This window comes from Bacillus australimaris (genome assembly GCF_001307105.1).
In the GTDB taxonomy this organism is placed as follows: domain Bacteria; phylum Bacillota; class Bacilli; order Bacillales; family Bacillaceae; genus Bacillus; species Bacillus australimaris.
On sequence record NZ_LGYN01000001.1, the window covers coordinates 628,505 to 654,134 of the forward strand.

A 25,630-nucleotide genomic window follows, 5' to 3' on the forward strand; every position below is an offset into this window, starting at 1 on the left:
TATAACAAAATGAAGTTTGCACGTTGATGAGGGCGCTATGTTACTTATTTCGCTGGGCTTGAAATGTCTCTTTTTCTTCTTCAGTAAAAGGAACAGAAGTGCCTGTGTCTTTACTAATTTGCACCATCGTGACTGAGCCTGTAAAACATGGTTCCTGCTGTTCGTTTTCTCCTAAGTAATGAAGAATGAGTGAACTTGATCCGACTCTTTCTGGTTTTACATACACACGAAGCCTTTCACCAATTTCCACCTGTTTGATGTAATCACATTGCAGGTTTGCCACAACTGTCATCGTCTCTTTGACTCGTTTCATACGTTTATCAACAATTCCCGTTTTTTGAAAAAAGGCAATCCGTGCTTCTTCGAAATACACAAAAGGGGTGACATTGTTCATATGGCCAAACATATCCGTTTCTGAAAAACGGACAGTCGTTTCGACATAAAATCGAAAGGATGCCCTCCATTGTTCAAACGGTTCCTCAATATATGACGGCAGTCTCACTTCATCATCTCCTTATTCATCAATAAACGCCTCTCCCAGATCGGAAGAGGCGTTTATTTTGTGTGACATCCAGCCTCTCCGTAAACACTCATCATGATTGGCAAAGAGGACTGAATGTGCTGTTATTCTGCGTGATCGCTTCCGAAGAAGTTACGGAAAGCTTGTAATGTTGTATCTCGGTTAAGTGCTGCAATTGATGTTGTCAGCGGGATTCCTTTCGGACACGCTTGCACACAGTTTTGAGAGTTCCCGCAGTTCGCAAGACCACCGTCACCCATAATTTCTTCTAGACGGTCAGACTTATTCATCGCACCTGTCGGATGTGCGTTAAATAGACGAACTTGCGAAAGCGGTGCAGGGCCCATAAAGGAAGACTTATCATTCACGTTTGGACAAGCTTCAAGGCAGACACCACATGTCATGCATTTAGAAAGCTCATACGCCCATTGACGTTTTTTCTCAGGCATTCTTGGTCCAGGTCCAAGATCATATGTGCCGTCAATCGGCACCCATGCTTTTACTTTTTTCAATGAGTTAAACATACGGCTTCTATCAACCTGCAAGTCTCTCACAACCGGGAATGTCTTCATCGGTTGGAGACGAATTGGCTGCTCTAACTTGTCAATTAGCGCTGTACATGACTGGCGCGGTTTTCCATTAATGACCATGGAACAAGCTCCGCACACCTCTTCAAGACAGTTCATATCCCAGTTGATCGCCGTTGTTGTTTCACCTTGTTTATTGACCGGATTACGTCTAATTTCCATGAGTGCGGAAATGACGTTCATATTCGGGCGGTAAGGGATTTCGAATTCCTCATCATAAGGCTTTCCATCTGCTGTATCTTGACGTGTGATTATCAATTGGATCGTGTTTTTTTCACTCATCTTATTTCTCCACCTTTTTCTTCGAGTAATCTCGTTTACGAGGTGCAATTAACGATACATCGACGTCCTCATAGTGGAATGCAGGCTTTTGATTTTTCCCTTTGAACGTAGCCATCGTTGTTTTAAGGAATTCTTCATCGTTTCTGTCTGGGAATTCCGGTTTATAGTGTGCGCCTCGGCTTTCATTCCGGTTGTATGCCCCGATCGTAATGACTCTTGCCAGCTGAAGCATGTTATCAAGCTGACGCGTGAAGGCAGCGCCCTGGTTGCTCCATGATGCGGTATCGTTGATGTTGATATGCTTATAGCGCTCCATGAGTTCTTCGATCTTCTGATCTGTTTTTAAGAGTTTGTCATTGTAGCGAACCACTGTGACGTTATCCGTCATCCATTCTCCAAGCTCTTTATGAAGCACGTACGCATTTTCTGTGCCATCCATGCTGAGTATGTTGTCCCATTTCTCCTGCTCTTTCTTTACGGCACTGTCAAATGTTGCAGAAGATAGGTCTTCCGCAGATTTCTCAAGACCACTAATGTACTTCACCGCATTTGGTCCAGCGACCATTCCGCCGTAAATTGCAGAAAGCAGTGAGTTTGCACCAAGTCTGTTTCCACCGTGCATAGAGTAATCACATTCTCCTGCAGCGAACAGACCTTTAATATTCGTCATTTGATCATAATCGACCCATAATCCGCCCATGGAGTAATGAACAGCAGGGAAAATTTTCATTGGAAGCTTACGCGGATCGTCACCCATGAATTTTTCATAGATTTCAATGATTCCGCCAAGCTTAATATCAAGCTCTTTTGGATCCTTGTGAGAAAGATCCAGATAGACCATGTTCTCTCCGTTGATGCCAAGCTTTTGCTCGACACATACGTCAAAAATTTCACGCGTTGCGATGTCACGCGGTACAAGGTTCCCGTATGCTGGGTATTTTTCTTCAAGGAAGTACCAAGGCTTCCCGTCTTTATATGTCCAAACACGTCCGCCTTCACCACGAGCTGATTCACTCATGAGACGAAGCTTGTCATCTCCTGGGATCGCTGTTGGGTGAATTTGAATGAATTCTCCGTTTGCGTAATGAGCACCTTGCTGATAGACGATCGATGCAGCAGATCCAGTGTTAATCATGGAATTCGTTGATTTACCGAACACGATTCCAGGACCACCAGTTGCCATGATGACAGCATCTGAGCGGAAGGATTCAATTTCCATTGTCGTCAAGTTCTGTGCGACAATCCCTCGGCATACTTCCTCGTCATCTAAAACAGCGCCAAGGAATTCCCATCCTTCATATTTCGTGACAAGTCCTGCTACTTCGTAGCGGCGAACTTGCTCATCCAGTGCGTATAATAGCTGCTGGCCCGTTGTGGCTCCAGCAAACGCTGTACGGTGGTGCTGTGTTCCCCCGAAACGGCGGAAGTCCAGTAATCCCTCTGGTGTTCTGTTAAACATAACACCCATACGATCAAGTAAGTGGATAATGGACGGCGCTGCTTCACACATTGCCTTTACTGGCGGCTGGTTAGCTAAGAAATCCCCGCCGTATACCGTGTCATCAAAATGTTCATAAGGTGAATCCCCTTCACCTTTTGTATTGACCGCTCCGTTGATTCCGCCCTGTGCACATACAGAATGCGAACGTTTCACAGGTACGATTGAAAATAGTTTAACAGCTGTTCCCGCTTCTGCTGCTTTAATAGTTGCCATAAGACCAGCTAAGCCGCCTCCGACAACGATGATGCTAGAATTACTCATTGTAGCCCCTCTCCCTCTTCTACTAATCTATTTCCTCTTAAACAAAAGCGAAAATTGCTCTTAGCCCTACATATGAAAGCGCTATAAATATACCTAATGTCACAAATGTAGAGATTCTTTGTGAGCGTGGTGAAACCGTAATTCCCCAGCTGACAGCAAATGACCACAAGCCATTAGCAAAGTGGAAAATAGTAGATAAAACGCCGACAATATAGAAGCCTAGCATAAATGGAGAGCTTAAAATATTCGCCATCATGTCATAGTTGACTTCAGCTCCAAGCTGAGCTTGAATGCGTGTTTCCCATACGTGCCAAGTGATAAAAATCAATGTGATGATTCCTGAAACCCTTTGCAGTCTGAACAACCAGTTTCTTAAGTAACTGAAGCGAGACGTGTTGTTTTGTGCCGTAAAGGCTATGTACACCCCGTAAACAGCATGATAGATCAGTGGTAAGAAAATCACGAACAGCTCAAGTGCGTACCTGAATGGCAGCTGTTCCATAAAGTGTGCAGCTTTGTTAAACGCCTCTGGTCCATCCGTCGCAAAGTGGTTAATCACTAAGTGCTGTACTAAAAATAGACCGACCGGAATGACGCCAAGCAAAGAATGCAATCTCCGATATAAAAATTCTTTGTTCCCCGACATTACTTTACCCCCTAGTAAAAAAGTGCAATTGCTTGAAAATTGTCTTACCCCCGCTTCTTTCAAATGTAAGCACTTTATTCAAATTTATTGACAATTTCATTTTACTCCTATGTCAAAAAAGCGTCAAGAAACCGCGTACATAAATTAAAATTTTCCGAAATTTTAAAGTTTTAAATCAAATTTCGTTTTACTACAATAAGAATTTCTTAGACTTCAGGGAAAACTCTGTCATCATATGCCCACATGAGCTATAATAAATTGTTGAAAGAGGGGAGCCGTACAATGAATAAATTCGAATCTAACTTAGAACAGCTTAAAGAAATTGAAGTCAATGGATTTGCCTACGAGCTGATACGCGAAGTTCTGCTGCCTGATATTCTTGGTCAGGACCACTCATCTATGATGTATTTTGCGGGTAAACTGCTTGCTCGTAAATTTCCTCAAGAGTCATGGGAGAAGATCCCCGAATTTTTCCATGAAGCCGGATGGGGTACGCTCACAATGGTCCATTCGAAAAAACAGGAAATTGAGTTTGAGCTCGAAGGTCCACTTGTATCAAATCGACTCACCTATCAAAAGGAGCCATGCTTTCAGATGGAAGCAGGTTTTATTGCTGAACAAATTCAGCTTCTCAATGAGCACGTAGCTGAATCCTATGAACAAGTGAAAAAGCGTGCTGAGAAAGTCATTTTAACCGTTAAGTGGGATTTAAGAGACCCTAGCTAACACTCTTTATAAAAGGCGCAGACTTCAGGTCACGCCTTTTTTATATGTCTTCTTCTATCATAGCACACATATAGAAGTGACTTTCCCTTCATATAAAAAACATCTACTCCCGTCGTTGGAGTAGATGCTTCTTGATCATTTTTTACTTTCTTGATATGTTGCTAAATATTCTTTCACCTTTTTAGCATCCGGCTTTAACTCGTTTTTTGTTTGAACAAGCGGACTGACGGTAGATGACGCCTTTTGTTTATTTCCTTGATAGAAGTTAACAAATTCCTCTTGATTAATGGAATAAAGGATCGCTTTTCGTAAGTCTTCACTTTTTGCCACTTCACGTTTAGAGGTGTTAAATAACAGATAGGCAACAGCGTTGCTCTGATTCTTTTGCAAGGCTAGCTTGCTGTCTGCTTCGACCACATCATATTTTGTTTCAGGTATTCCATTAAAAATATGAATTTCTCCATTTCGGAGAGCAGATAACGCACTATCTGGATTTTCGATAAATCGAACGGTGACTTGTGAAATGTTTGGCTCGTTCTCTGTTCCTTTCATATATGCAGGGTTTTTATAAAAAACCGCTTCATAGTCGTTCTTATAAGATAAAATGTATGGACCGCTCGCAAACAATTGGTTGTTGTATTTCTTCCCTTCTGTGACTGTATTTTGATCACCATAAGGGATATCCTTTGCTGGATCAAAGGAATCAACATCGTATGTGTTTATACGCTCTACCTGTTTCTTGGAAACAATTCCTGCTGATTGGTGGGCTAAATAGTTTAATACTTGCGGGAAAGGCTCTGTTGTTGTGATCTTGACAACTTGATAGGCACCTGCTTGATTGTCTGAATCCTTTTTTTCTTTTACTAGCTTTGTAATCTTCTGAGGTACCTCTTTTTCCAATGCATCTTTTATCGTACCGCCCTTACCTGTGCTTGCTTTCAATTCAGAAAGGTCTGTTACAACCTCAGCGCTTTGAATATGCTCATGCAATGAGTATGTACGATGGTCTGGTACTGCGTTTTTATCCTTGGCTCTATTCAGCGAAAAGACCACATCATCTGCACCTACCCGTTCACCTGAATTCACTGCTTTTTTATCCTTCACCTGTGCAAAATGAATATCATCTCTTAATAAGAAGTAATACTTTCTCTTATCTTCTGCTGCGGCATGATTCCATGAGAGTGAGCCTTTTGATGTGACCGTATCATTATCTGTCAAATTCACAAGCCTTACATACATATTCGTATTCAGTGTATTAATCGATCCATCATTGGCTTTGATCGGATCAAGTGATGTAAGTGAAGCTAAAGCCTGCTGAGTGATTAGAGGATCTGAATTTCTTTTTGATGGATCGTTAAAATCAATCGATTCCCATGCAACTGCCCGAGATTTAGCTAAACGAACTGTCTTCTCATTGACAACATTTTGGTTCACGCCTTGAGCTTTCAATGAATTGTAAAGCGGCGCAATATAGGCTTTGTCAAAGACAAGTCGGTCTTCCAATTGTTGATAAGTGTTAGTATATTCATCTGGCGTTTCTGTTGCTGCTTTGTCAATCAATTGATCGATTTGTTTATCTGACATGATGCTGTTAGCAGCACCGGTTTTAAACAGGCCTCGAACCGCATAATCAGGGTTCCCCGTCACAGTCGTCCAGCTTGAGAGGACGATATCATAATTCCCTGCATCCTTTTGAGCTGTGTAGCTACCGTAATCAGGCTGAATATTGAGTTTCACCTTAAATCCACTCTTCACCAATTGATCACGAACAATATTAAGGTCATCTTCATTGCTACTCATCCCAAGTAATTCAATGGTTTCTTGTGAAGATTGAGTCTTCCCCTCATTTCCTACACTTGATTTCGTGTTCACACAGCCAGCTAATACGACAATCAATATAGTGAGCAATGACAGTATACTTTTTTTCATGATTTTTCCTCCTTTAAAGTCTATTACATTTCATCTAATTTTGGATCTAATGCATCCCTTAATGCATCACCTAAAAAGTTAAATGATAAGACAAGCATGATAATGGCGAGCCCAGGAAATACAGCGAGATAGGCATGAGATTCTAGATAGGTGCTCCCTGCTTTTAAAATATTTCCCCATTCTGGAATATGTGGTTCGACCCCAAGACCCAAGTAACTCAAACTACTTGTCGCAATCACTGCCGACCCAATTGTCAGAGTTGCTTTCACAATCATTGGCGCCAATGAATTAGGGACAATTTCCTTAAAAATAATAGACCAGTCACTAGCACCTAATGCACGAGCTGAGTGAACATATTCTAGATTAGAAATCATCAATACATTGGCCCTCATCGTTCTTGCATAGGTCGGAATAGCTCCAACACTGAGAGCAATGATTAAATTCACAATATTTGCTCCAAATGCGGCAATAATAGCGATCGCCAGCAATGTGCCAGGAATGGCATAGAGTACATCAAGTAGCCGCATAATGACATGATCCGTTTTTGGCGTGTAGTATCCAGCAATCGCTCCCAAAAAACCTCCAATGACTACTGGAATCAGAGTTGAAATACAGCCAACAAGCAAAGAAATTCTTGCGCCAAACACAATTTGAGAAAATACATCCCGGCCAAATTGATCTGTTCCAAGTGGGTAAGCAAGACTTGGCGTGTGCAGTATAGCACCATATTGATTCTCGACCGCCAATTCATAATCGAAGGTGAACACACTCCACATTGAAATGGAGAAGACAAAAACAATGAAAAACAGTCCTAACATCGCTGCTTGGTTTCTTGTGATTTTCTCCCAAATGGAGAACCATTTTTCAAAATGATACTTTTTGATATTACTTGATTTCACCACAAGCTGAAGGGCAAGAAGAAGGGCAAATACATTGCCCATAAGAGATGTAAGCACAAGGCCTATCGCAATATATGTTGCTGATGCTGTCCTTTTCTCCTCTAGCTTGATGACAAACACAAATGTTGCCGCATAAAACAGACTGATTAAAAACAACATCAACATAGCGAGCGGAAAAGAGTCTGTTACATATGGTTTGAATAGATTAAGAGCCGACAAAGCTATGATGAACACATGATTGATCAGCATGTAAGAAGCAAAGATATAAGCTAAAGTTTTTCTTTCTTTTAACAGACTGAAGGCAAAAACAACGATGATCAGGTGACCTGCGAAAAGACTCAAAATCTGCACATAACCTAAACGTCTCGTCGATCTTTGAATAACACCTGCTTTTTCTAAATCATTTTTGATTTTCCATGTAATACCTATTTGAATCAGTGTAAAGAGAAGGTAAACAGAAGATACACAAAACATCAGTGGCTTCACGGTTAGATGAGCAAAATCAATACTATTCATGAAGAAAAGAATGGTAAGTACCATTGATGAAACGGTTGTGAACTTTGCCCCATTGTATTCAACAGACCGCTTTTTCGCATGTTTCTGTTGATGAGAATGAAATGACTTCATTGTTGCTGACATGCCTCCCACCTACTTCAATATTGTTTCATTTTGGATCTGATTCGCGGATCGAAAAATGCGTATAAAATATCAATGATGACATTGACCAATGAAATGGTAATTGCCACATATACAACCCCACCCAAAATGCTCGGAATATCAGGGATAAATTGCTTATCAACGATATAACTTCCAATCCCACTAATATTGAACACCTTTTCTGTAACAGCCGCTCCACCAAGCATCGCACCGAAAAGTAGTCCAATGACTGTAATGATAGGAATCATGGCATTGCCGATTCCATGTCTCCATAAAATATGCTGCTGACTTAACCCCTTTGCTTTTGCTGTGATCATGTAATCTTCATACATGACTTCAAGCATAGATGATCTCGTCATCCTAGCAATCGAGGCAGTCAAACCAGTACCAAGTACAACCACTGGCATTAGCATAGATAACCAATTTCCCGGGGAATAGGTAGCCGGAAGCCATTGCCATTTGATTGAAAAGTTTAAAATGAAAATGAGACCTTGCCAAAAGTTTGGAATGGACAACCCAAGCAATGCGATAAACATAAATGAATAATCAAAAAAAGAATACGGTCTTGTTGCAGACATAACCCCTATTGGAATAGCGACCACAATGGCCATCACAAGTGACCATACCGCCAATGTGAGTGTGATAGGAAATCTATTCACTATACTTGTTGCCACTTCTTCATTTCCTGTAAACGATTTTCCTAGATCAAATGTGAAAAAGCCCTTTAAGGCGTTCCATAACTGGTGAATGTAAGATTGGTCTAGACCATACAGATGATTAAAAGTTGCGATCTGCTCCTTTGTTGCGGATTCTCCCAGAATATTTGCTGCTGGATCAAATGGTGAAAAATAGAGAATGGTAAAGACAAGAATCACCACACCAATAATCACAAATACACTCATGAATAACCGTTCAACGATATATTTCAAGAATACATGTCCGTATAAAAAAAGAACGACGTACATCGGTAAGCCTGGAATAAAAGAAGCGATCAGAAAAATCCGATTGGATAAAAGTGAAACAAAAATATGTTCAAAAGTGATTTTCGCCTGACCTTGGCTTTTCAGCTCTTCTTCTACTTTCAACCTCACTATCTTTTGAAAGGTTTCTTCTGTCCATTGTTTGGTTTGTTTGTCTATTTCATGTGGTTTTATTTTTTCATTAAAAAATTCTTTTTTCCTCAACACTTGCTGATGTATATCAGCCCTTATTTTTTCTTTATCACCTGAAGCAATCAAACGGTGGTTTACTTCTTCAAAGACATCAATATATGTATCTTGTTTTCTCTTATGTAAATAATAGAAAAACACAATCAAATGCACCGGTAAACCAACAATCCATAACAATATTTGATACGTGCGGCGTAATTGCATGTCTTGATATTTTCGACTTAGCCAAGATGAATGAGATGTGCCACCAGCCACATCATGTTTTACAGCCAACATTCTCGTCAATCAATCATTCCACCTTTCCCATGGTCTGTCAGTTCCAAATTGTTAATTGCATTATTCCGACCGGTATAGTAAAGTTTATGCTAGCTCTATTTGAAAGTCAATATCCATATTAAACAGGTGGTGGAAAGAATTGAAGGATTTGGATCCTCTTTTAAAAGTGGACGATTTGCATATATCATTTCACACACGTGATGGTGAATTAGAAGCTGTACGCGGAATTAGCTTTGAAGTAAAAAAAGGAGAAACACTTGGTATTGTCGGGGAATCAGGGAGCGGAAAAAGTGTAACTGCCCGAAGTATTTTAAAGCTCCTTCCATCACCTCCTTCCTTTTTAAAATCAGGAAGTATCACCTTTCAAGGGGAAGAACTAACAACTAAAACAGAAAAAGAAATGCAGGCAGTAAGAGGTCAGGACATTGGTATGATTTTTCAAGACCCCATGACTTCTCTCAATCCAACTATGCGGATCGGCCCTCAAATCGCTGAAAGCTTGATTAAGCGCAAGCAGCTTTCAAAAGAGGAAGCAAAACAACAGACCATTGACCTGATGAAGCTTGTAGGGATTAAGCATAGTGAGGAGCGTTATCAGCAATATCCGCATGAATTTTCTGGCGGTATGCGTCAGAGGGTCGTCATTGCCATTGCTTTAGCCTCCCAGCCTGCTTTGCTTATTGCAGATGAGCCGACCACTGCACTTGATGTAACAATCCAAGCCCAAATTTTACATGTGATGAAGGACATTCAAAAACGATTTGGTACATCGATTATCTTCATTACACATGATCTTGGCGTTGTAGCCGGAATGTGTGATCGAGTGGTCGTTATGAAAGAAGGAAAAATTGTCGAGTCCAATACAACAGAAGAATTGTTTGAACATCCTAAGCATGCTTATACACAAAAGCTTTTGAATGCTTTGCCTCGTTTGCATGAAAAGAAAAAAAACAAGAAAGATTTTCATTATATACATATGAAAGAACATGATCTACCTTTACTTGAAGTCAAGTCATTATCTCAGCACTTTCAGATCGGCAAAGGACGTTTATTAAAAGCGGTAGATCAGATTGATTTCTTGATCAAACGCGGAGAGACATTGGGACTTGTTGGCGAATCAGGTTCAGGGAAATCGACCACCGGCCGAGCGATTCTTCGTTTAAATGAACCGACAGATGGTGATATTCTGTTTCAGGGAATACCCGTCAATCGCCTCTCAAAAAAAGAAATGAAAACGATGAGGCGGCATATGCAGATGATTTTTCAAGATCCCTATTCCTCCTTAAATCCCCGGTTTAAAGTACTTGATATCATCGGGCAGGCACTTGATCTTCACAGGTTAAGCAGCAGCAATGCCGAGAGAAGAGAAAGAGTAGAAGCACTGCTTGAGATGGTAGGTCTAAAGCCATCACATGCCGATCGATATCCTCATGAATTTTCTGGAGGACAGCGCCAACGAATTGGGATCGCCAGGTCTCTTGCCGTCGAACCAGAATTAATTGTATGTGATGAACCCCTTTCTGCACTCGATGTCTCTATCCAGGCCCAAATTGTGCGCTTATTGGAAGACCTTCAGAAAAAACTTGGATTGACGTATTTATTCATTGCACACGATCTCTCGATGGTGAAACATATTAGTGACCGAGTAGCTGTGATGTATGCAGGTAAAATTGTTGAACTGGCTGAAAGTGAGGAACTGTATAACAATCCTCAGCACGCCTACACAAAGTCATTACTTGCAGCCATCCCTATACCTGATCCTAAAGTTGAAGCGAAGAAGCAAAGAATCGCTTTGACAGAACAAGTTGAGGAGGATCCGTATGGCTTACAGCATACTGAACTAGTGGAAATATCAAAGGATCACTGGGTAGCGATTCCAACAGCACAATAAAAAAGAGGTGGACCCCACACATGGGGTCCACCTCTTTTTCTTTTTTATGAATGAGCAGCTGCACTGACTTTCGATAAATCAAACGCATCATGCAGGGCTTCCACCGCTTTGACCATATCATCACGGCCGACCACTGTTGAGACTTTGATTTCAGACGTACTGACCATTTTCACTTGAATATCTTTTTGCGCTAGCACAGCGAACATTTCAGCGGCTACGCCTGGGTTTGAAACCATACCAGAACCAACGATTGATACTTTCGCTAATTTGCTTTCTGTCTCAATCTGCTCATAGCCAAGTGCCCCTTTATATTCTTCTAATACTTCAACTGTTTTAGACAAATCATCCGTTTTCACAGAGAAAGAGATGGAAGTCTGATTGGTGCTTGTGACAGACTGGATGATGATATCGACATTGATATTTTGCTTCGCAAGCGTCGTAAAAATGGTTGATAATGTGGTTAAACCACTTGAAAGTCCGCACACTGTTACGCGCGTAATCTGATCTTCAAATGCAATGCCTCTGACGACTAAATTTTGTTCCATGGATGATTCCTCCTCAATTAACGTACCCGATTCATTTTCAATACTAGAACGGACTTCTAGCGGGATTTGATAATTTTTCGCAAATTCAACAGCTCTTGGATGCAGGACCCCAGCTCCTAAATTTGCCAGCTCAAGCATCTCATCGTATGAAATACCTGCAAGTTTCCGCGCAGATGGTACATAACGCGGATCTGTCGTAAACACTCCTGGTACATCTGTGTAAATATCACATTTATCAGCTTTTAGTGCGGCAGCAAGTGCCACAGCTGTTGTATCAGATCCACCGCGTCCAAGTGTTGTGATATGTAAGTCATCTGCAATTCCTTGGAAGCCTGCTACAACAACGACTTTCCCCCTACTTAATTCCTCTTTAATTCTTGATTCATCAATGTCCACAATTCTTGCATTTCCGTGTACCTGCTCTGTTTTCATACCAGCCTGCCAGCCTGTAAAGGAAATGGCATCATAGCCTTTTGCTTGCAGTGCCATCGCCAGTAATGAGATGGTCACTTGCTCGCCAGTTGTGAGCAGCATATCCATCTCTCTTTTGCTTGGATCATTTGTGAGTTCTTTCGCTAGGTCGACTAGAACATCCGTTGATTTGCCCATCGCCGACACAACGACAACCACATCATGTCCTGCCTCGCGTTCAGCGATCACTCTCTCTGCAGCATTGCGAATTTTTTCTGTCGTTCCAACGGAAGTTCCGCCAAATTTTTGTACAATTAGTCCCATGTCTACCACCCTTTTTCAAAAGATCACGTGTGAGAGAAGCGGCTTTGGAGACTGTCTGCTCACTGCAAATAAAAAAAGCAATGAGAGAACAAATCTCCCATTGCTTTAAAATCATCATCAAACGATGCAAACAATGAGATAGCCCTCCAAGAAATAAATTCTTGACAGCCCTACATTTCTTCAATGTACAGCCAGCGAATAAAATGAGTGGATTTTATTCACTTCGGCGACGCTCCCCTTTCAGCCCCCTTCTTAGATCCCATCGATCTCTGAAGGCCTACTCTTGAAGTTCGCACCTCTATCTTCAACAAACAACACGTTCATTTATTAAATTAGTCACATCTTAACAAACTTTATAGAAAAGTACAATCTATTTTTTTAATGCCTCAATTAAAAGTTCGGCCGTTTGTTTCGGAATGCCCGCTTCCTGAAATTCTTGGATAGAGGCTTCTTTCATCTTTTTCACAGAGCCAAAATGTTTAAGGAGCTGTTTTTTACGTTTTTCTCCGATACCTGGCACATCGTCCAAAATAGATTGAAATGCATTTTTCCCGCGCAGTTGCCTGTGAAAGCTAATGGCGAATCGGTGCACTTCATCTTGAATGCGCTGCAATAAATAAAAAGCCTGGCTATTCCGCTCCAGCGCAACCATTTGAAGTGTATCTCCCATCATGAGATTGGATGTCCGGTGTTTTTCATCTTTTACAAGTCCTGCCACTGGAACAGACAGGTTCAATTCATTTTCAAGCACATCGATGGCTGCGTTAATCTGTCCTTTTCCTCCGTCAATTAAAATTAAATCTGGCAGCGGCAGCTCATCCTTTAACACGCGGGTATATCGTCGTCTAATGACTTCACGCATGGATGCATAATCATCTGGTCCTGAGACGGTTTTAATTTTGTATTTCCGGTATTCCTTTTTATAGGGCTTTCCGTCCTGAAAGACGACCATGGCAGAAACCGGATCTGCCCCTTGAATATTTGAGTTATCAAATGCCTCGATTCGGTACGGCATATAAATATTGAGGGCATCTCCAAGCTGCTTCACCGCACCAATTGTCCGCTCTTCATCGCGTTCAATGAGCGAAAACTTCTCTTTTAAAGCGATTTTGGCATTTTGATGTGCAAGTAAAAGCAAATCCTTTTTCTTTCCTTTTTTCGGCTGGTGAACGTTTGTCTCAAGCAATTGTTCAATCATCTCTTGATCTACGCTGTCCGGCACCAAAATTTCTTTCGGCAGAAAATGGTTGTTCTTTTCATAAAATTGCCCCATAAACGTGAGGAACTCTTCCTCAGGGTCCTGATACATAGGGAACAGACTGACATCACGTTCAATTAATTTTCCCTGTCTGATAAAGAAAACTTGAACACACATCCAGCCCTTATCATAGGCATACGCAAAGACATCTCGATCCGATAAATCACTCATCGTCATTTTCTGCTTTTCCATCGTTGAGTCGATATAAGCGATTTGGTCTCTCAGTTCTTTTGCCCGCTCAAACTCTAAATTTTCGGCGGCTTCCTGCATCTTTTCCGTTAATTCTTTTTTGATTTGCTGATGTCCTCCGTTTAGAAACCTTGTGATTTCGTCCACGAGCTGCTTATTCGTTTCTTCAGAAATGTCATATACACACGGCGCAAGACATTGTCCAAGGTGATAATATAGACAAACGCGATCAGGAAGGGTTGCACATTTTCTCAGTGGATATAAGCGGTCGAGCAGCTTTTTCGTTTCTCTTGCTGCTTGTACGTTCGGGTATGGACCGAAATATTTCCCTTTGTCCTTTTTGACATTGCGGGTGACGATCAATTTAGGATGCCGTTCATTCGTAATTTTAATAAAAGGGTACGTTTTGTCATCCTTGAGCATGACATTATATTTTGGGTCATATTTTTTGATTAAATTCAGCTCTAAAATGAGCGCCTCGATATTAGAAGAGGTGACAATGTATTCAAAGTCCTCAATTTCACTGACAAGCCGCTGCGTTTTAGCGTCATGTGATCCGGTGAAATAAGAGCGCACCCTATTTTTTAAGACCTTTGCTTTTCCGACATAAATGATTGTATTTTGTCTATCTTTCATTAAGTAACAGCCTGGTTGATCCGGCAGGACTGACAGCTTTTCCTTGATTAGTTTGTTCATATTTTCATCCGTCCTTGTTTACCTCTTTCACTCCTTCTAGTGTATCACGAACATTTGTTTTATACCATATTGAAAGAAAAGCGGCTCTCGTCTTTACGAGAACCGCTTCCATGATTATGCCGCTTTGGCATAAATCGGTTTATAGATGTTTGTTGACAAGCTCAGCAAGTGCTTCTTTTGGTTTGAAACCAACAGAAGTTTCGACAACTTCACCGTCTTTTAAAACAAGAAGTGTTGGGATACTCATGACGCCGTATTTACCAGCAGTTTCTTGGTTATCGTCTACATCAATTTTGACAATTTTCATTTTGTCGCCCATTTCTTGATCAAGTTCCTCTAGAACTGGAGCGATCATTTTACAAGGTCCACACCATGGTGCCCAAAAGTCCGCAATAACAACACCTTCTGCAGTTTCTTGTGAGAATGTTGCGTCAGTAGCTTTTACGATTGCCATTATTCATTCCTCCAATGTAAATTATGCTTTTTAGTATAGCATCTCCCAATGTGACTTGCGAATGAAATGCTTACGAATCATTTTTTAGGAAATGAATTAAAAAACAAACCGTATAATCGCACCAATGACAACAATCGCACCGATGATCATCAGAATGGTTCTAAGCATATGACATGACTCCCTTTCCGCTTCATTTACAATGTATGATGCCCCAACATTCTTCTCATCAAACATCTAAATATGCAATTAAGCCAGATCGACAGTTATCATGACCACTGACATCGGCGGCAGCTCTACCGTTAATTCGCCGGGATTTACAGTCATTTGCTGAAAGTCTCTTGGCTGAACAGCTTGAGGATCGTCGAATGTATTATGCGCATTCATGCGATCAGCTGTCAGCACACGTCCAGTCACTTTTGTTTGTACATCAACCCCTTCAATGGCAAGGGATACCTCTTTTTGTTCATGCGGATTCAGGTGACAGTAGCTAATATGCATCTTACCTGATGAACGCGAGGCTGACACACTGACTTGAGGAATTTTTTCACCTCCGCGTTCATACGGCGGTGAAACGAACTCCACTTCTAGCGCTTCTTCCTCTTGATGAACTTGAAACATGTGAAATACATGATACGTAGGCGTCACGATCATCTTTTCGTCCTTTGTTAATACCATCGCTTGCAAAACATTAACGGTCTGAGCAATATTCGCCATGTGAATCCGCTGACAATGACGATGAAAAATATGAAAATGGAGGGCAGAAACAAGGGCGTCTCTTAGTGTGTTTTGCTGATACAAAAAACCAGGATTTGTCCCCGGCTCTGGGTCATACCATGTGCCCCATTCATCAATGATCATCCCAATTCGCTTGTCTGGGTCATAACGATCCATGATTTCCCCATGGTCTTCGACAAGCCGTTCCATTTCATAGGTTTTTTTCAGCGTGATAAACCATTCATCCTCATCAAATTCAGTCGCTGATCCCTTCTTCTCCCATGTACCAGGTACGGTGTAGTAATGCAAACTAAGCCCATCCATCCAAGATGCTGCCCGCTCCATCAAGACTTTGGTCCAATTCACGTCATTGGAATTCGCACCGCAAGCAATTTTATAAATACGCTGACCTGCAAACTCTCTCACATACGTTTGATAGCGTTTATATAAATCGGCATAGTATTCAGGCGTCATATTCCCGCCGCATCCCCAGCTTTCATTGCCTACACCAACATAGGTCAGCTGCCAAGGTTCTTGTTTTCCATTTTGAATGCGCCAATCGGACATAGGTGTTCCATTTGGAAATGTGATGTATTCAATCCAATCGGCTAATTCTTGAACAGACCCGCTTCCCACATTGCCGCAAATGTAAGGCTCACATTCAAGCAGCTCACACAATTTCATAAATTCGTGCGTGCCAAATGCATTAGATTCAACCGTACCACCCCAATGAGTATTTACCATCGGCTTTCGTTCACTGAGATCACCTACACCATTTGCCCAGTGATACTCGTCTGCAAAGCAGCCGCCCGGCCACCTGAGCACTGGTATATGTAATGCTTGAAGCGCCTTTAGCACATCGGTACGCATCCCTTCAATATGATCAATCTCTGAGTCTTTCCCTACCCAAATTCCGTCATAAATTCCTCTTCCTAAATGCTCCTGAAAGTGTCCATAGATGTGTTTAGAAATGCGTCCGATCACGTCATTAACTTTTACTGTCCCCTTCACTCGACAACCGCTCCTTTGTTTCTTAATCACATACAAAAAAACCCAGAATACCTAGGCATTCTGAGTGTATGAGCGTTACGAGTGGATATTCATCTTTTTTAGCTCTTCATTCAAAAGCGGCACCACTTCAAACAAGTCACCAACAATTCCGTAATCAGCGATTTTGAAAATCTCGGCTTCTGGATCTTTGTTGATGGCCACAATGACTTTACTGTTAGACATTCCCGCTAAATGCTGAATGGCTCCAGATATTCCGCAAGCAATATAAAGATCAGGTGTGACGACCTTACCCGTTTGACCGATTTGCAAGGCATAATCACAATAGTCAGCATCACAGGCGCCACGCGAGGCACCGACTGCTGCACCCAGGGTTTGGGCTAGTTCATTCAGCGGTTCAAAGCCTTCCTTGCTTTTAACCCCTCGTCCTCCGGCGACAATGACCTTTGCTTCAGATAAATCTACACCTTCTGACGTTTTTTTAATGACTTCCTTCACGATCGTCCGTAGGTTCTGAATATCGACAGAAACTGGAGTGACTTCTCCGCCTCGAGACGCATCACGTTCAAGTGGTGCCACGTTATTTGGACGGATGGTCGCTAGAAGCAGACGATCTGTAGAAATTACTTTTTCGAAGGCTTTTCCAGAGTAAATCGGTCTAGTGAACACGAGATGTTCGCCGGTAACGCTTACATCAATCGCATCTGAAATTAAGCCAGTCTGCAGACGTGCGGCTATTTTCGGCGACAAGTCCTTTCCGATAGACGTATGTCCAAACAGCACAGCATCTGGATCGATCTGATCTAATATGGCTTGAAGCGCCTGCGCAAAACCATCTGACGTATAATATGAAAGATGCGGATGCTCCACAATCATGACATGATCCGCTCCATAGTAAAGCAGTTCATTCGCTAGGTCTTTGACGTTATCCCCTATTAAGACGCCAATGACCTCACCGCCATCTGCCACTTTGTGAGCAGCAGCAATGGCTTCAAAGGTCACATTTCTTAATTTACCGTCACGACTTTCTCCAAGTACAACAACTTTTTTACTCATCTTCAAGCTCCCCCTTGTTCTCGTGATATCGTAAAGTGGATGTTTAGATGACCTTTGCTTCATTTCTTAATAGATCTGTCAGTTCTTTGACTTGATCCTGAAGCTCGCCGCTCAGCACCTTTCCACCCTCTTTTTTCTCCGGTAAGAAACGTTCAATTGTTTTGATTTTATATGGTACATCGTCTTCGTCAAGATCTAAATCATCAAGTTCCAATTCTTCTAAAGGCTTTTTCTTTGCCTTCATAATGCCTGGTAATGATGGATAGCGAGGCTCATTGAGACCTTGCTGCGCTGTGACGACAAGCGGGAGCTCGGCAGAAATTACTTCCACATCACCCTCTGCATCTCGTTCAATGGAAGCAGAACCGCCGTCAATTTGAATGCTTGTAATCGTCGTGACATATGAAAAACCAAGTAATTCAGCAAGACGCGGTGCTACCTGTCCAGAGCCGCCGTCAATCGCTACATTCCCTGCTAAGATCAAGGAAGCCTCTTTGTCTTTCAAATAGTGATATAGAATGGTAGAGGCCGAATATTGATCCCACTCCTCTAAATCATCTTCCACATTTAATAAAACGGCTTGGTCGCAGCCCATAGCAAGCGCTGTTCTTAGCTGTTTCTCCGCATCCTCACCGCCAACTGTCACAACGGTCACTTCTCCCCCGTGCTCATCGCGAAGCTGAATGGCTTCTTCAATGGCATACTCGTCATAAGGATTAATAATGAACTCTGCTCCATCTTCTTGAATTGCACCAGACTGAATGGAAATCTTCTCTTCCGTGTCAAACGTACGCTTCATCAAAACAAAAATATTCATTTATTTCTCCCCCTTGTGTCGTCCTTATCCCTTATTCCCCTTTAAAGTTCGGTTTGCGCTTTTCGATAAAGGCTTGAATGCCTTCTTTTGCGTCATTCGATTGAAAAACTTCACCGAATTTTTTAGCCTCCAGCTTCATTCCGCCATCATATGAATACAATTTAGTCGCGTTCAATAAATCAAGCACATACTCGAGTGATTTTGGACTTTTCGCTGCAAATTTTGCCGCAAGTGTTTTCGCTGCTTCAAGTGCTTCGTCCTCTGTTTCTGCCAGCTTTGAAACAAGTCCGCAGGCGAATGCTTCTTCCCCTGAAATTGGTTCAGCTGTCCCCATCATTTCAAGCGCTTTAGCAGAACCAACGTAGCGAGGCAGACGCTGCGTACCGCCAAATCCTGGAATGATGCCAAGGTTTAGTTCTGGCAGCCCAAGCTTCGCATCTTTTGTTGCGATTCGGATATCACAAGACATTGCAAGCTCAAGACCTCCGCCCAATGCTGCTCCGTGAATCGAGGCAATGACTGGTTTTGGACACTGCTCAATCCGTTCAAAGACTTGCTGTCCTCTGTCTGCAAGGCTTGCATAATCAGACTCTTCCTGTAACGTCGTAAATTCTTTAATATCAGCACCTGCTGAGAAGAATCTGCCTTCTCCATGAATGACAATGGCTCTTACTTCTTCATTCTGTTCGAGCTGGTCAAACATGTCATTCAGCTCAGTGAGCAGCTGAGAGGATAAGGCGTTTGCAGGTGGATTCTGAATCGTGATGAGCGCTGTCAGTCCTTCATGATGTAAGCTGAGTATCTTTTCCATGTCAATCATCCTTTTTCACATTGTTTTAAGATTGATGTATCCCATTTAACAGGAGATCATGTACGTTTTCTGCGAGTGCAGGCAGATCATACTTTTGATCATTCATGACCCATGTTGTCGCAGTTTCATCAATCGTCCCAAATACCATTTGTCTCGCTAAACGGACATCTAAATTTTGTCTAAATTCCCCTGTTTTCTTTCCTTCTGTTAAAATTGAATCGAGCATATTTAAATACCCTTTTAGCACCTCATTGATTTTTTGCCGCAGCTCTAAGTTTGACTGCCTGAGTTCAAGCTGTGTCACAAGAGCCAAATGATGATTTTGTGCCAGCATACGAAAATGCTCCTCAATTAGCAGTAGAAGCTTTTCTTTAGCAGACGGCTTCTTTTGAATATCTGTCTCCATCCGTTCGATGAATTGTCCCATTTTTTCTTTGAACAATGAGATAAGAATATCCTCTTTGTTTTTGAAATAGAGATAAATCGTTCCGTCTGCGACCCCTGCTTGTTTCGCAATCTTTGAAACTTGTGATTGATGATAGCCGTTCTCTGCAATCACCACAACTGCTGCATCAATAATTTGCATGTACTTCGGTCTTTTCTGCTTCAATGTGCTTCGTTCCTTTCTAAATTGAATGAGTATTCATTCATAACTTTATGTTAAAAAGAAACGGGTGATTTGTCAAGGGATCATCTTCTTTCTTTTCAACCCTCATCATACCAGAGTAGATCGTCATTATTCAAATCATCCGGCCGATGACCGGATGATGAAGGCCGTTATTTCTTAGATTGATCAACAGGAGTTTCTATAGAAGAAGTGTGCTTTCTTTTTTCTTCTTCAATTAATACTCTACGCAAAATTTTTCCGACGGCCGTTTTAGGCAGCGATTCTTTAAATTCATACACGCGCGGTACTTTAAATGAAGCAATTCTCGTTCTAACAAAACGATCGAGTTCGTCTTCTGTTAAATAGGCATCTTTTTTTGGAACAACAAACGCTTTCACTGTTTCTCCTCTATAAGGATCTGGAATACCTGCTACGACGACTTCTTGAACAAGTTCATGCTCGTAAAGAGCCTCTTCAACCTCTCTAGGGTAAATATTATAACCGCTCGCAATGATGACATCTTTTTTCCGGTCCACTATATAGAAAAAACCGTCCTCATCCATATACCCAATATCTCCAGTGAAAAGCCACCCATCTTTTAATACAGCCGCTGTCTCCTCTGGCTGCTTCCAGTAGCCTTTCATAATCTGCGGTCCTTTGACGATAATTTCTCCGTGCTCATACGGCTCTTTGAGGCCACCCGTTTCCTCACAATAAACGCCTGCGTCTGTACCAGGCCACGGACAGCCAATACTACCTATTTTGTTCGCTCCCCATAAAAAGTTGGCATGGGTAACTGGTGAAGTTTCTGAAAGACCATATCCCTCCACTAAGCGCCCCCCGGTTAATTTTTCAAAACTTTGTTTGACTTCAACAGGAAGAGCCGCCGAACCGCTTAAACATGCAGTGATGGATGACAGATCATACTTTTCGATGTTCGGGTGATGCAGCAAGGCAATATACATCGTTGGTGCACCTGGAAAGAGCGTCGGTTTCTGTTTTTCAATCGTTTTGAGGGTGTCCGCTGCGTCAAAACGTGGAAGTAAAATCATTTGATGCCCTTCTTTAACAGCAAGGTTTAATACGGTCGTCATTCCATATACATGAAAAAACGGAATGATGCCAAGGATTCGTTCTTTTCCTCTGGTCGTTTTATACATCCATGAAGCACACATTTCAGTATTCGCTAAAATATTTTCATGCGTCAGCATAACCCCTTTTGGTAAGCCAGTCGTTCCGCCTGTATATTGCAAAACAGCGACATCCTCTTTCGGTTCAAAGGCAAGCGCCGGGATCTGTTCTCCTGACGATTCTTTCATGATTTGTGAGAAGTGATGAATGGTATCACTTTTCTCCACTTCGATGACCATGTTGTTTTTTCTTTTTTGGACAATAGGGAACAGAATGTTTTTCGGGAATGGTAAATAATCTTGTAGTTTGGTGATGATCAAGTGCTCCATGCTTGTCAGCGCTTTCATTTTATAGGCCTTTGGATACAAAAGATCCAGTGTGATCAGCACTTTGGAGCCGCTGTCTTCCATTTGATATTCCAGTTCTTTCTCCGTATAAAGCGGGTTCGTTTGAACAACGATGCCGCCTGCTATCAAAACAGCATAATAAGAAATGACCGATTGAGGACAGTTTGGCAGCATGATCGCTACTCTGTCACCTTTTTTCACACCAATTTCCATCAGATGGCTGGCTAGCTTCAATACGTCTTCTTGCAGCTGTTCATAGGTGATGTTTTTTCCTAGAAAATGAATGGCTGTATGCTCAGGTGCAGCCTCTGCGGAGCTGAATAAGTAAGATTGTAACGTTTCATTTGGGATGGTGAGTTCGTGGGGGATTTGATTCGGGTAATGCAGAAGCCATCGTTTATCTGACTGCATAAAAACCCTCCTTCCTGAACTTTCGTACTATTTTATTATAGCAAACTTTTCCTTAAGGCAGTTTGCTTTTTTCAAATAGAACTTGGTCAAATTACACCTTCACTTCTTCGCCGGTGTTTCGATCGATGCTCTTTTTCCTTCATGATGCCACTGTTCATATAATCCACCGATTGCATGGAATGACTCCTTTACTCTCTCCACGATCTGTTGATGGATGCTTGGGTCATTAGGTAAATGCGTCTGGATGTTGTCAACTTGATGCTGTCTCATCATGTCTATATGGACAGTGAGAAAAATCGTATCTTCTAAAATCCAGTAAATGACTTCGTCCGCCACTTTTGTTCTTTTATGCAGCATTTTGATTCCTCGTTCATATTGATTGAGTATATAGCCATTTTGATCGATCTGAATGTATGGACTCAAATCATAAAAAAAACCAGTTGTTTGAAATGGGCGGGCGATATACGGTTCATATATGTCTCTAGGAAGAGATGTCATTTTGAGACAAGTATCAATACGCTTGATCAATTCGTCTTTTTGCAAGATTTGCTTCATGTTCTTCGCCGCCTTCGGGTGAGATAAAAGCTGTCAAGGAACACCTGACAGCTTTCTAACTTTGTTTACTTCATTTCTTTCACAGGAACATGTAAACGGCACCAATGACCGCAAAAGTGCAGGCAACTACGATTAATACTTTTGCTAGCTTTTCCATGTCGTCTCCTTAAATGCCGGCTGCTACTACATAAGACAGCCCAACTGAAATAATGAGTGAAATAAACCCAACCGCTCTATTATCATTCTCAATCTCTTTGTCTACTTTAAATCGTGGTGTTAAAAATTCAAAAATGAAATAGCTGACGAGCAGCATCACAAAGCCGTATACGCCCCAGCCGATCATTTGAAGAAGAGAATTGTGCTGCGCGATAGAATGCTGAAACACATTGGCAATCCCAAAAATCTTTCCGCCCGTTGCCATGGCAACAGCTAAATTCCCCCGCTGGATCTCCTCCCAGTTTTTATAGGAGGTGACGAGTTCAAAGATGGATAGAAATAAGACAAGACATAGGACGGCCACGCTGTAATAGGCGGCAATTTCCACAAGTTCATTTTCCCAAAAGGCTTTCATGCGTTTTCTCCTTTTTACTTTAATTCGACGATGGTAACGCCTGATCCTCCCTCGCCTTGTTCACCAAAACGAGCATTTTTTACACTTCGGTGCTGCTTCAGTAATTCCTGAACTCCTTTTCTAAGAGCGCCAGTTCCCTTTCCATGAATAATCGACACACGCGGGTAACCAGCTAAGACAGCATCATCTAAATATTTCTCGACTCTGCTTAAGGCATTTTCGTAACGCTCTCCTCTTAAGTCGAGCTCAAGAGATACATGATAGTCTTTTCCTTTGACTGCCGTAATGGCTTTCTCCTGCTTAAATTCAGGTGCTGATTTGATAAATTCCATGTCTTTTTCTTTTACTTTCATTTTCAGAATGCCCATTTGGACACTCCATTCTTTGTCACCGGTTTGTTCAATAAGGGTTCCTTTTTGCCCGAACGTAAGTACTTTGACTTCGTCACCTGACTTTAGCTGTTTTGCTGCTTTTTTCGCTGGTTCCGGCCTTTTCTTCCGGTCAAACTCAGGGACGGCTTCTTCAAGACGCTTTCTCGCATCAATGAGTTCATGCTCTTTGAAGGAACGATGCTCATTTTTTATTGACCGCAGCTCTTGAATGATGTCTTCGGCTTCTTTTGAGGCTTGTTCGATCTTTTCTTTCGCTTTTTGTTCAGCTTCTTCAAGCAGTTTGTCCTTTTGCTCATTCCATTCAAGAATTTGTCTTTGCAATTCTTTATGAAGCTTTTCAGCTTCTTTTCTATAGACCTCTGTCTCATGCAGCTCTTCTTCTGCTTGTTTTTTGCTGCCTTCTAATGAAGCAATCATTTGGTCTACTTCATTATGCTCAGCATGCATATCCGCTTTTGCCCGGTTAATGAGGTGATCAGGTAAACCAAGACGTTTAGAAATTTCAAATGCATTACTTCGTCCCGGTACACCGATGAGCAAGCGGTATGTTGGAGATAAGGTTTCAATATCAAACTCCACACTCGCATTTGTGACGCCTTCACGGTTATAACCGTATGCCTTCAGCTCAGGATAATGAGTCGTTGCGATGACACGTGCATTTGTTTGATGCACTTCATCTAAGATACTCATGGCAAGTGCCGCACCTTCAGCAGGATCTGTTCCTGCCCCTAATTCGTCAAATAACACGAGTGAGTTAGGTGTCAGTTGCTTTAAGATATCCACAATATTGACCATATGAGACGAGAACGTACTCAAGCTTTGTTCAATGGACTGCTCGTCTCCAATATCAGCAAACACTTGGTCAAATACAGCCACTTCCGAGCCTTCTTCGACTGGGATATGAAGGCCCGCCTGTGTCATAAGCGTCAGAAGACCGAGCGTTTTTAAAGTAACGGTCTTACCCCCTGTATTTGGTCCAGTAATGACAATTGTTGAAAAATCTTTACCGAGCTCAATGTCGTTTGCCACAACCTGATCACGAGGCAATAGAGGATGTCTTGCCCGTTTTAAATAAATCTCTCCTTGATCGTTCACAGCAGGCTTTGTCGCTTTTTCTGCCTTTGCATACTTGGCTTTAGCAAAAATAAAATCTAGCGTCTGAAGCTCCTTTACATTGTGAAGCAGTTCCTCAATATGTTCTGACACGCTCGCTGTCAGCATTTGTAGAATCTTTTCGACCTCCTGCTTTTCTTTTAAGCGGGTTTGCTGCAAGGTGTTATTTAAATCCACGACCACTTGCGGCTCGATAAAAAGGGTTGCCCCAGATGATGACTGATCGTGAACAATCCCGCCGTAATTCGAGCGGTACTCCTGTTTTACCGGAATCACAAACCGGTCATTACGAATGGTGACAATCGTATCTGACAGCATTTTCGAAGCAGATTGCGAACGTATCATGGATTCTAATTTATCACGAACCTTTGATTCTAATGAACGTAATTGCGTACGTATTGTACGAAGCGCTGGTGTTGCGTGATCAAGCACTTCTCCATTGTCACCGATACAGCTTTCGATTTCTTTTCTGACCTCAGGTAGTAAAATCAGCGTCTCTGCATATGTATGGAGGCGCGGTATGTCTACACCATCTTCATACATGGATGTGAGAAAGTGCTTCATATTTTTCGCAGTGTATAATAGCGCTGCAATTTCCATGAGCTCAGAAGGGCTTAATGTACTGCCGATTTCTGCCCGTTTGACCCCGCGTCTAATATCCGTTAACCCGCCAAACGGCGCAGAGCCTTTTAAGCGGATGACATCCTGTGCTTCTGCTACCTCTTCCAGCAAATGCTGAATGGCTTCGATATCCGTCAGCGGCGTTAAATCCTGCGTTTTTTCTTTTCCTAATGTGGATGCGGTATAGGACATGACTTTTTCTTTTACTTTATGAAATTCTAATGATGCTAACACTTTTTGTTGCAGCATGGTCCA

Annotated in this window: 21 protein-coding genes and 1 riboswitch; of the genes, 2 read left to right on the plus strand and 19 right to left on the minus strand. The window is 42.0% G+C overall.

Going from position 1 to position 25,630, the window contains the following annotated elements:
• Positions 1–40 precede the first annotated feature (40 nt).
• From AKG37_RS03325 to AKG37_RS03340, 4 genes are all read right to left on the minus strand, one after another.
• Positions 41–502 carry an acyl-CoA thioesterase gene (locus AKG37_RS03325; RefSeq protein WP_060697552.1) on the minus strand — a complete coding sequence of 154 codons (462 nt, stop codon included), beginning with the start codon at positions 500–502 and terminating at the stop codon, positions 41–43.
• 122 nt (positions 503–624) lie between these two features.
• Positions 625–1,389, minus strand: a complete 765-nt coding sequence (gene sdhB, locus AKG37_RS03330; protein ID WP_060697553.1) for a succinate dehydrogenase iron-sulfur subunit — start codon at positions 1,387–1,389, stop codon at positions 625–627.
• A 1-nt stretch (position 1,390) separates the two neighbouring features.
• Positions 1,391–3,151 (minus strand): succinate dehydrogenase flavoprotein subunit, encoded by a 1,761-nt coding sequence (gene sdhA / locus AKG37_RS03335; protein WP_060697554.1) that lies wholly within the window; start codon positions 3,149–3,151, stop codon positions 1,391–1,393.
• A gap of 37 nt (positions 3,152–3,188) precedes the next feature.
• A complete protein-coding gene (locus AKG37_RS03340; protein ID WP_060697555.1) occupies positions 3,189–3,797 on the minus strand; it encodes a succinate dehydrogenase cytochrome b558 subunit in 609 nt (202 codons plus the stop codon).
• Between the two features lie 282 nt (positions 3,798–4,079).
• Here AKG37_RS03340 and AKG37_RS03345 point away from each other — a divergent pair, with 282 nt between their 5' ends.
• Positions 4,080–4,523: a YslB family protein gene (locus AKG37_RS03345; protein ID WP_060697556.1), complete on the plus strand. Its 444-nt coding sequence runs from the start codon at positions 4,080–4,082 to the stop codon at positions 4,521–4,523.
• A gap of 135 nt (positions 4,524–4,658) precedes the next feature.
• On the opposite strand, the gene AKG37_RS03350 is transcribed toward AKG37_RS03345, so the two are convergent.
• The 3 genes from AKG37_RS03350 to AKG37_RS03360 are packed head-to-tail and all read right to left on the minus strand — an operon-like array spanning position 4,659 to position 9,453.
• Positions 4,659–6,452, minus strand: coding sequence for an ABC transporter substrate-binding protein (locus AKG37_RS03350; protein WP_060697557.1), 1,794 nt, complete (start codon positions 6,450–6,452; stop codon positions 4,659–4,661).
• Positions 6,453–6,475: 23 nt separating this feature from the next.
• Entirely contained in the window at positions 6,476–7,990 is a 1,515-nt protein-coding gene (locus AKG37_RS03355) for an ABC transporter permease (protein ID WP_149865064.1), read from the minus strand.
• A 14-nt stretch (positions 7,991–8,004) separates the two neighbouring features.
• Entirely contained in the window at positions 8,005–9,453 is a 1,449-nt protein-coding gene (locus AKG37_RS03360; protein ID WP_060697762.1) for an ABC transporter permease, read from the minus strand.
• Positions 9,454–9,601: 148 nt separating this feature from the next.
• Here AKG37_RS03360 and AKG37_RS03365 point away from each other — a divergent pair, with 148 nt between their 5' ends.
• Entirely contained in the window at positions 9,602–11,344 is a 1,743-nt protein-coding gene (locus AKG37_RS03365; RefSeq protein WP_060697763.1) for an ABC transporter ATP-binding protein, read from the plus strand.
• A 44-nt stretch (positions 11,345–11,388) separates the two neighbouring features.
• On the opposite strand, the gene AKG37_RS03370 is transcribed toward AKG37_RS03365, so the two are convergent.
• From AKG37_RS03370 to AKG37_RS03425, 12 genes are all read right to left on the minus strand, one after another.
• Positions 11,389–12,624 (minus strand): aspartate kinase, encoded by a 1,236-nt coding sequence (locus AKG37_RS03370; protein ID WP_060697558.1) that lies wholly within the window; start codon positions 12,622–12,624, stop codon positions 11,389–11,391.
• A 131-nt stretch (positions 12,625–12,755) separates the two neighbouring features.
• Positions 12,756–12,933, minus strand: a riboswitch (Lysine riboswitch).
• A 61-nt stretch (positions 12,934–12,994) separates the two neighbouring features.
• Positions 12,995–14,767, minus strand: coding sequence for an excinuclease ABC subunit UvrC (uvrC, locus tag AKG37_RS03375; RefSeq protein ID WP_060697559.1), 1,773 nt, complete (start codon positions 14,765–14,767; stop codon positions 12,995–12,997).
• A gap of 139 nt (positions 14,768–14,906) precedes the next feature.
• Positions 14,907–15,221, minus strand: coding sequence for a thioredoxin (gene trxA, locus AKG37_RS03380; RefSeq protein ID WP_003216330.1), 315 nt, complete (start codon positions 15,219–15,221; stop codon positions 14,907–14,909).
• A gap of 246 nt (positions 15,222–15,467) precedes the next feature.
• Positions 15,468–16,946 carry an alpha-N-arabinofuranosidase gene (locus AKG37_RS03385; RefSeq protein ID WP_060697560.1) on the minus strand — a complete coding sequence of 493 codons (1,479 nt, stop codon included), beginning with the start codon at positions 16,944–16,946 and terminating at the stop codon, positions 15,468–15,470.
• Between the two features lie 75 nt (positions 16,947–17,021).
• On the minus strand, positions 17,022–17,999 hold the full coding sequence (locus AKG37_RS03390) for an electron transfer flavoprotein subunit alpha/FixB family protein (protein ID WP_060697561.1): 978 nt from the start codon (positions 17,997–17,999) through the stop codon (positions 17,022–17,024).
• Between the two features lie 43 nt (positions 18,000–18,042).
• A complete protein-coding gene (locus tag AKG37_RS03395) occupies positions 18,043–18,816 on the minus strand; it encodes an electron transfer flavoprotein subunit beta/FixA family protein (protein ID WP_060697562.1) in 774 nt (257 codons plus the stop codon).
• A gap of 31 nt (positions 18,817–18,847) precedes the next feature.
• A complete protein-coding gene (locus AKG37_RS03400) occupies positions 18,848–19,627 on the minus strand; it encodes an enoyl-CoA hydratase (protein ID WP_060697563.1) in 780 nt (259 codons plus the stop codon).
• A gap of 25 nt (positions 19,628–19,652) precedes the next feature.
• Positions 19,653–20,237 (minus strand): TetR/AcrR family transcriptional regulator, encoded by a 585-nt coding sequence (locus tag AKG37_RS03405; RefSeq protein WP_060697564.1) that lies wholly within the window; start codon positions 20,235–20,237, stop codon positions 19,653–19,655.
• A gap of 167 nt (positions 20,238–20,404) precedes the next feature.
• Positions 20,405–22,123, minus strand: coding sequence for an AMP-binding protein (locus tag AKG37_RS03410; RefSeq protein WP_060697565.1), 1,719 nt, complete (start codon positions 22,121–22,123; stop codon positions 20,405–20,407).
• Positions 22,124–22,222: 99 nt separating this feature from the next.
• On the minus strand, positions 22,223–22,678 hold the full coding sequence (locus AKG37_RS03415) for an Imm63 family immunity protein (protein ID WP_060697566.1): 456 nt from the start codon (positions 22,676–22,678) through the stop codon (positions 22,223–22,225).
• 166 nt (positions 22,679–22,844) lie between these two features.
• A complete protein-coding gene (locus tag AKG37_RS03420) occupies positions 22,845–23,249 on the minus strand; it encodes a DUF350 domain-containing protein (RefSeq protein WP_060697567.1) in 405 nt (134 codons plus the stop codon).
• A 14-nt stretch (positions 23,250–23,263) separates the two neighbouring features.
• Entirely contained in the window at positions 23,264–25,621 is a 2,358-nt protein-coding gene (locus AKG37_RS03425; protein ID WP_060697764.1) for an endonuclease MutS2, read from the minus strand.
• Positions 25,622–25,630 lie beyond the last annotated feature (9 nt).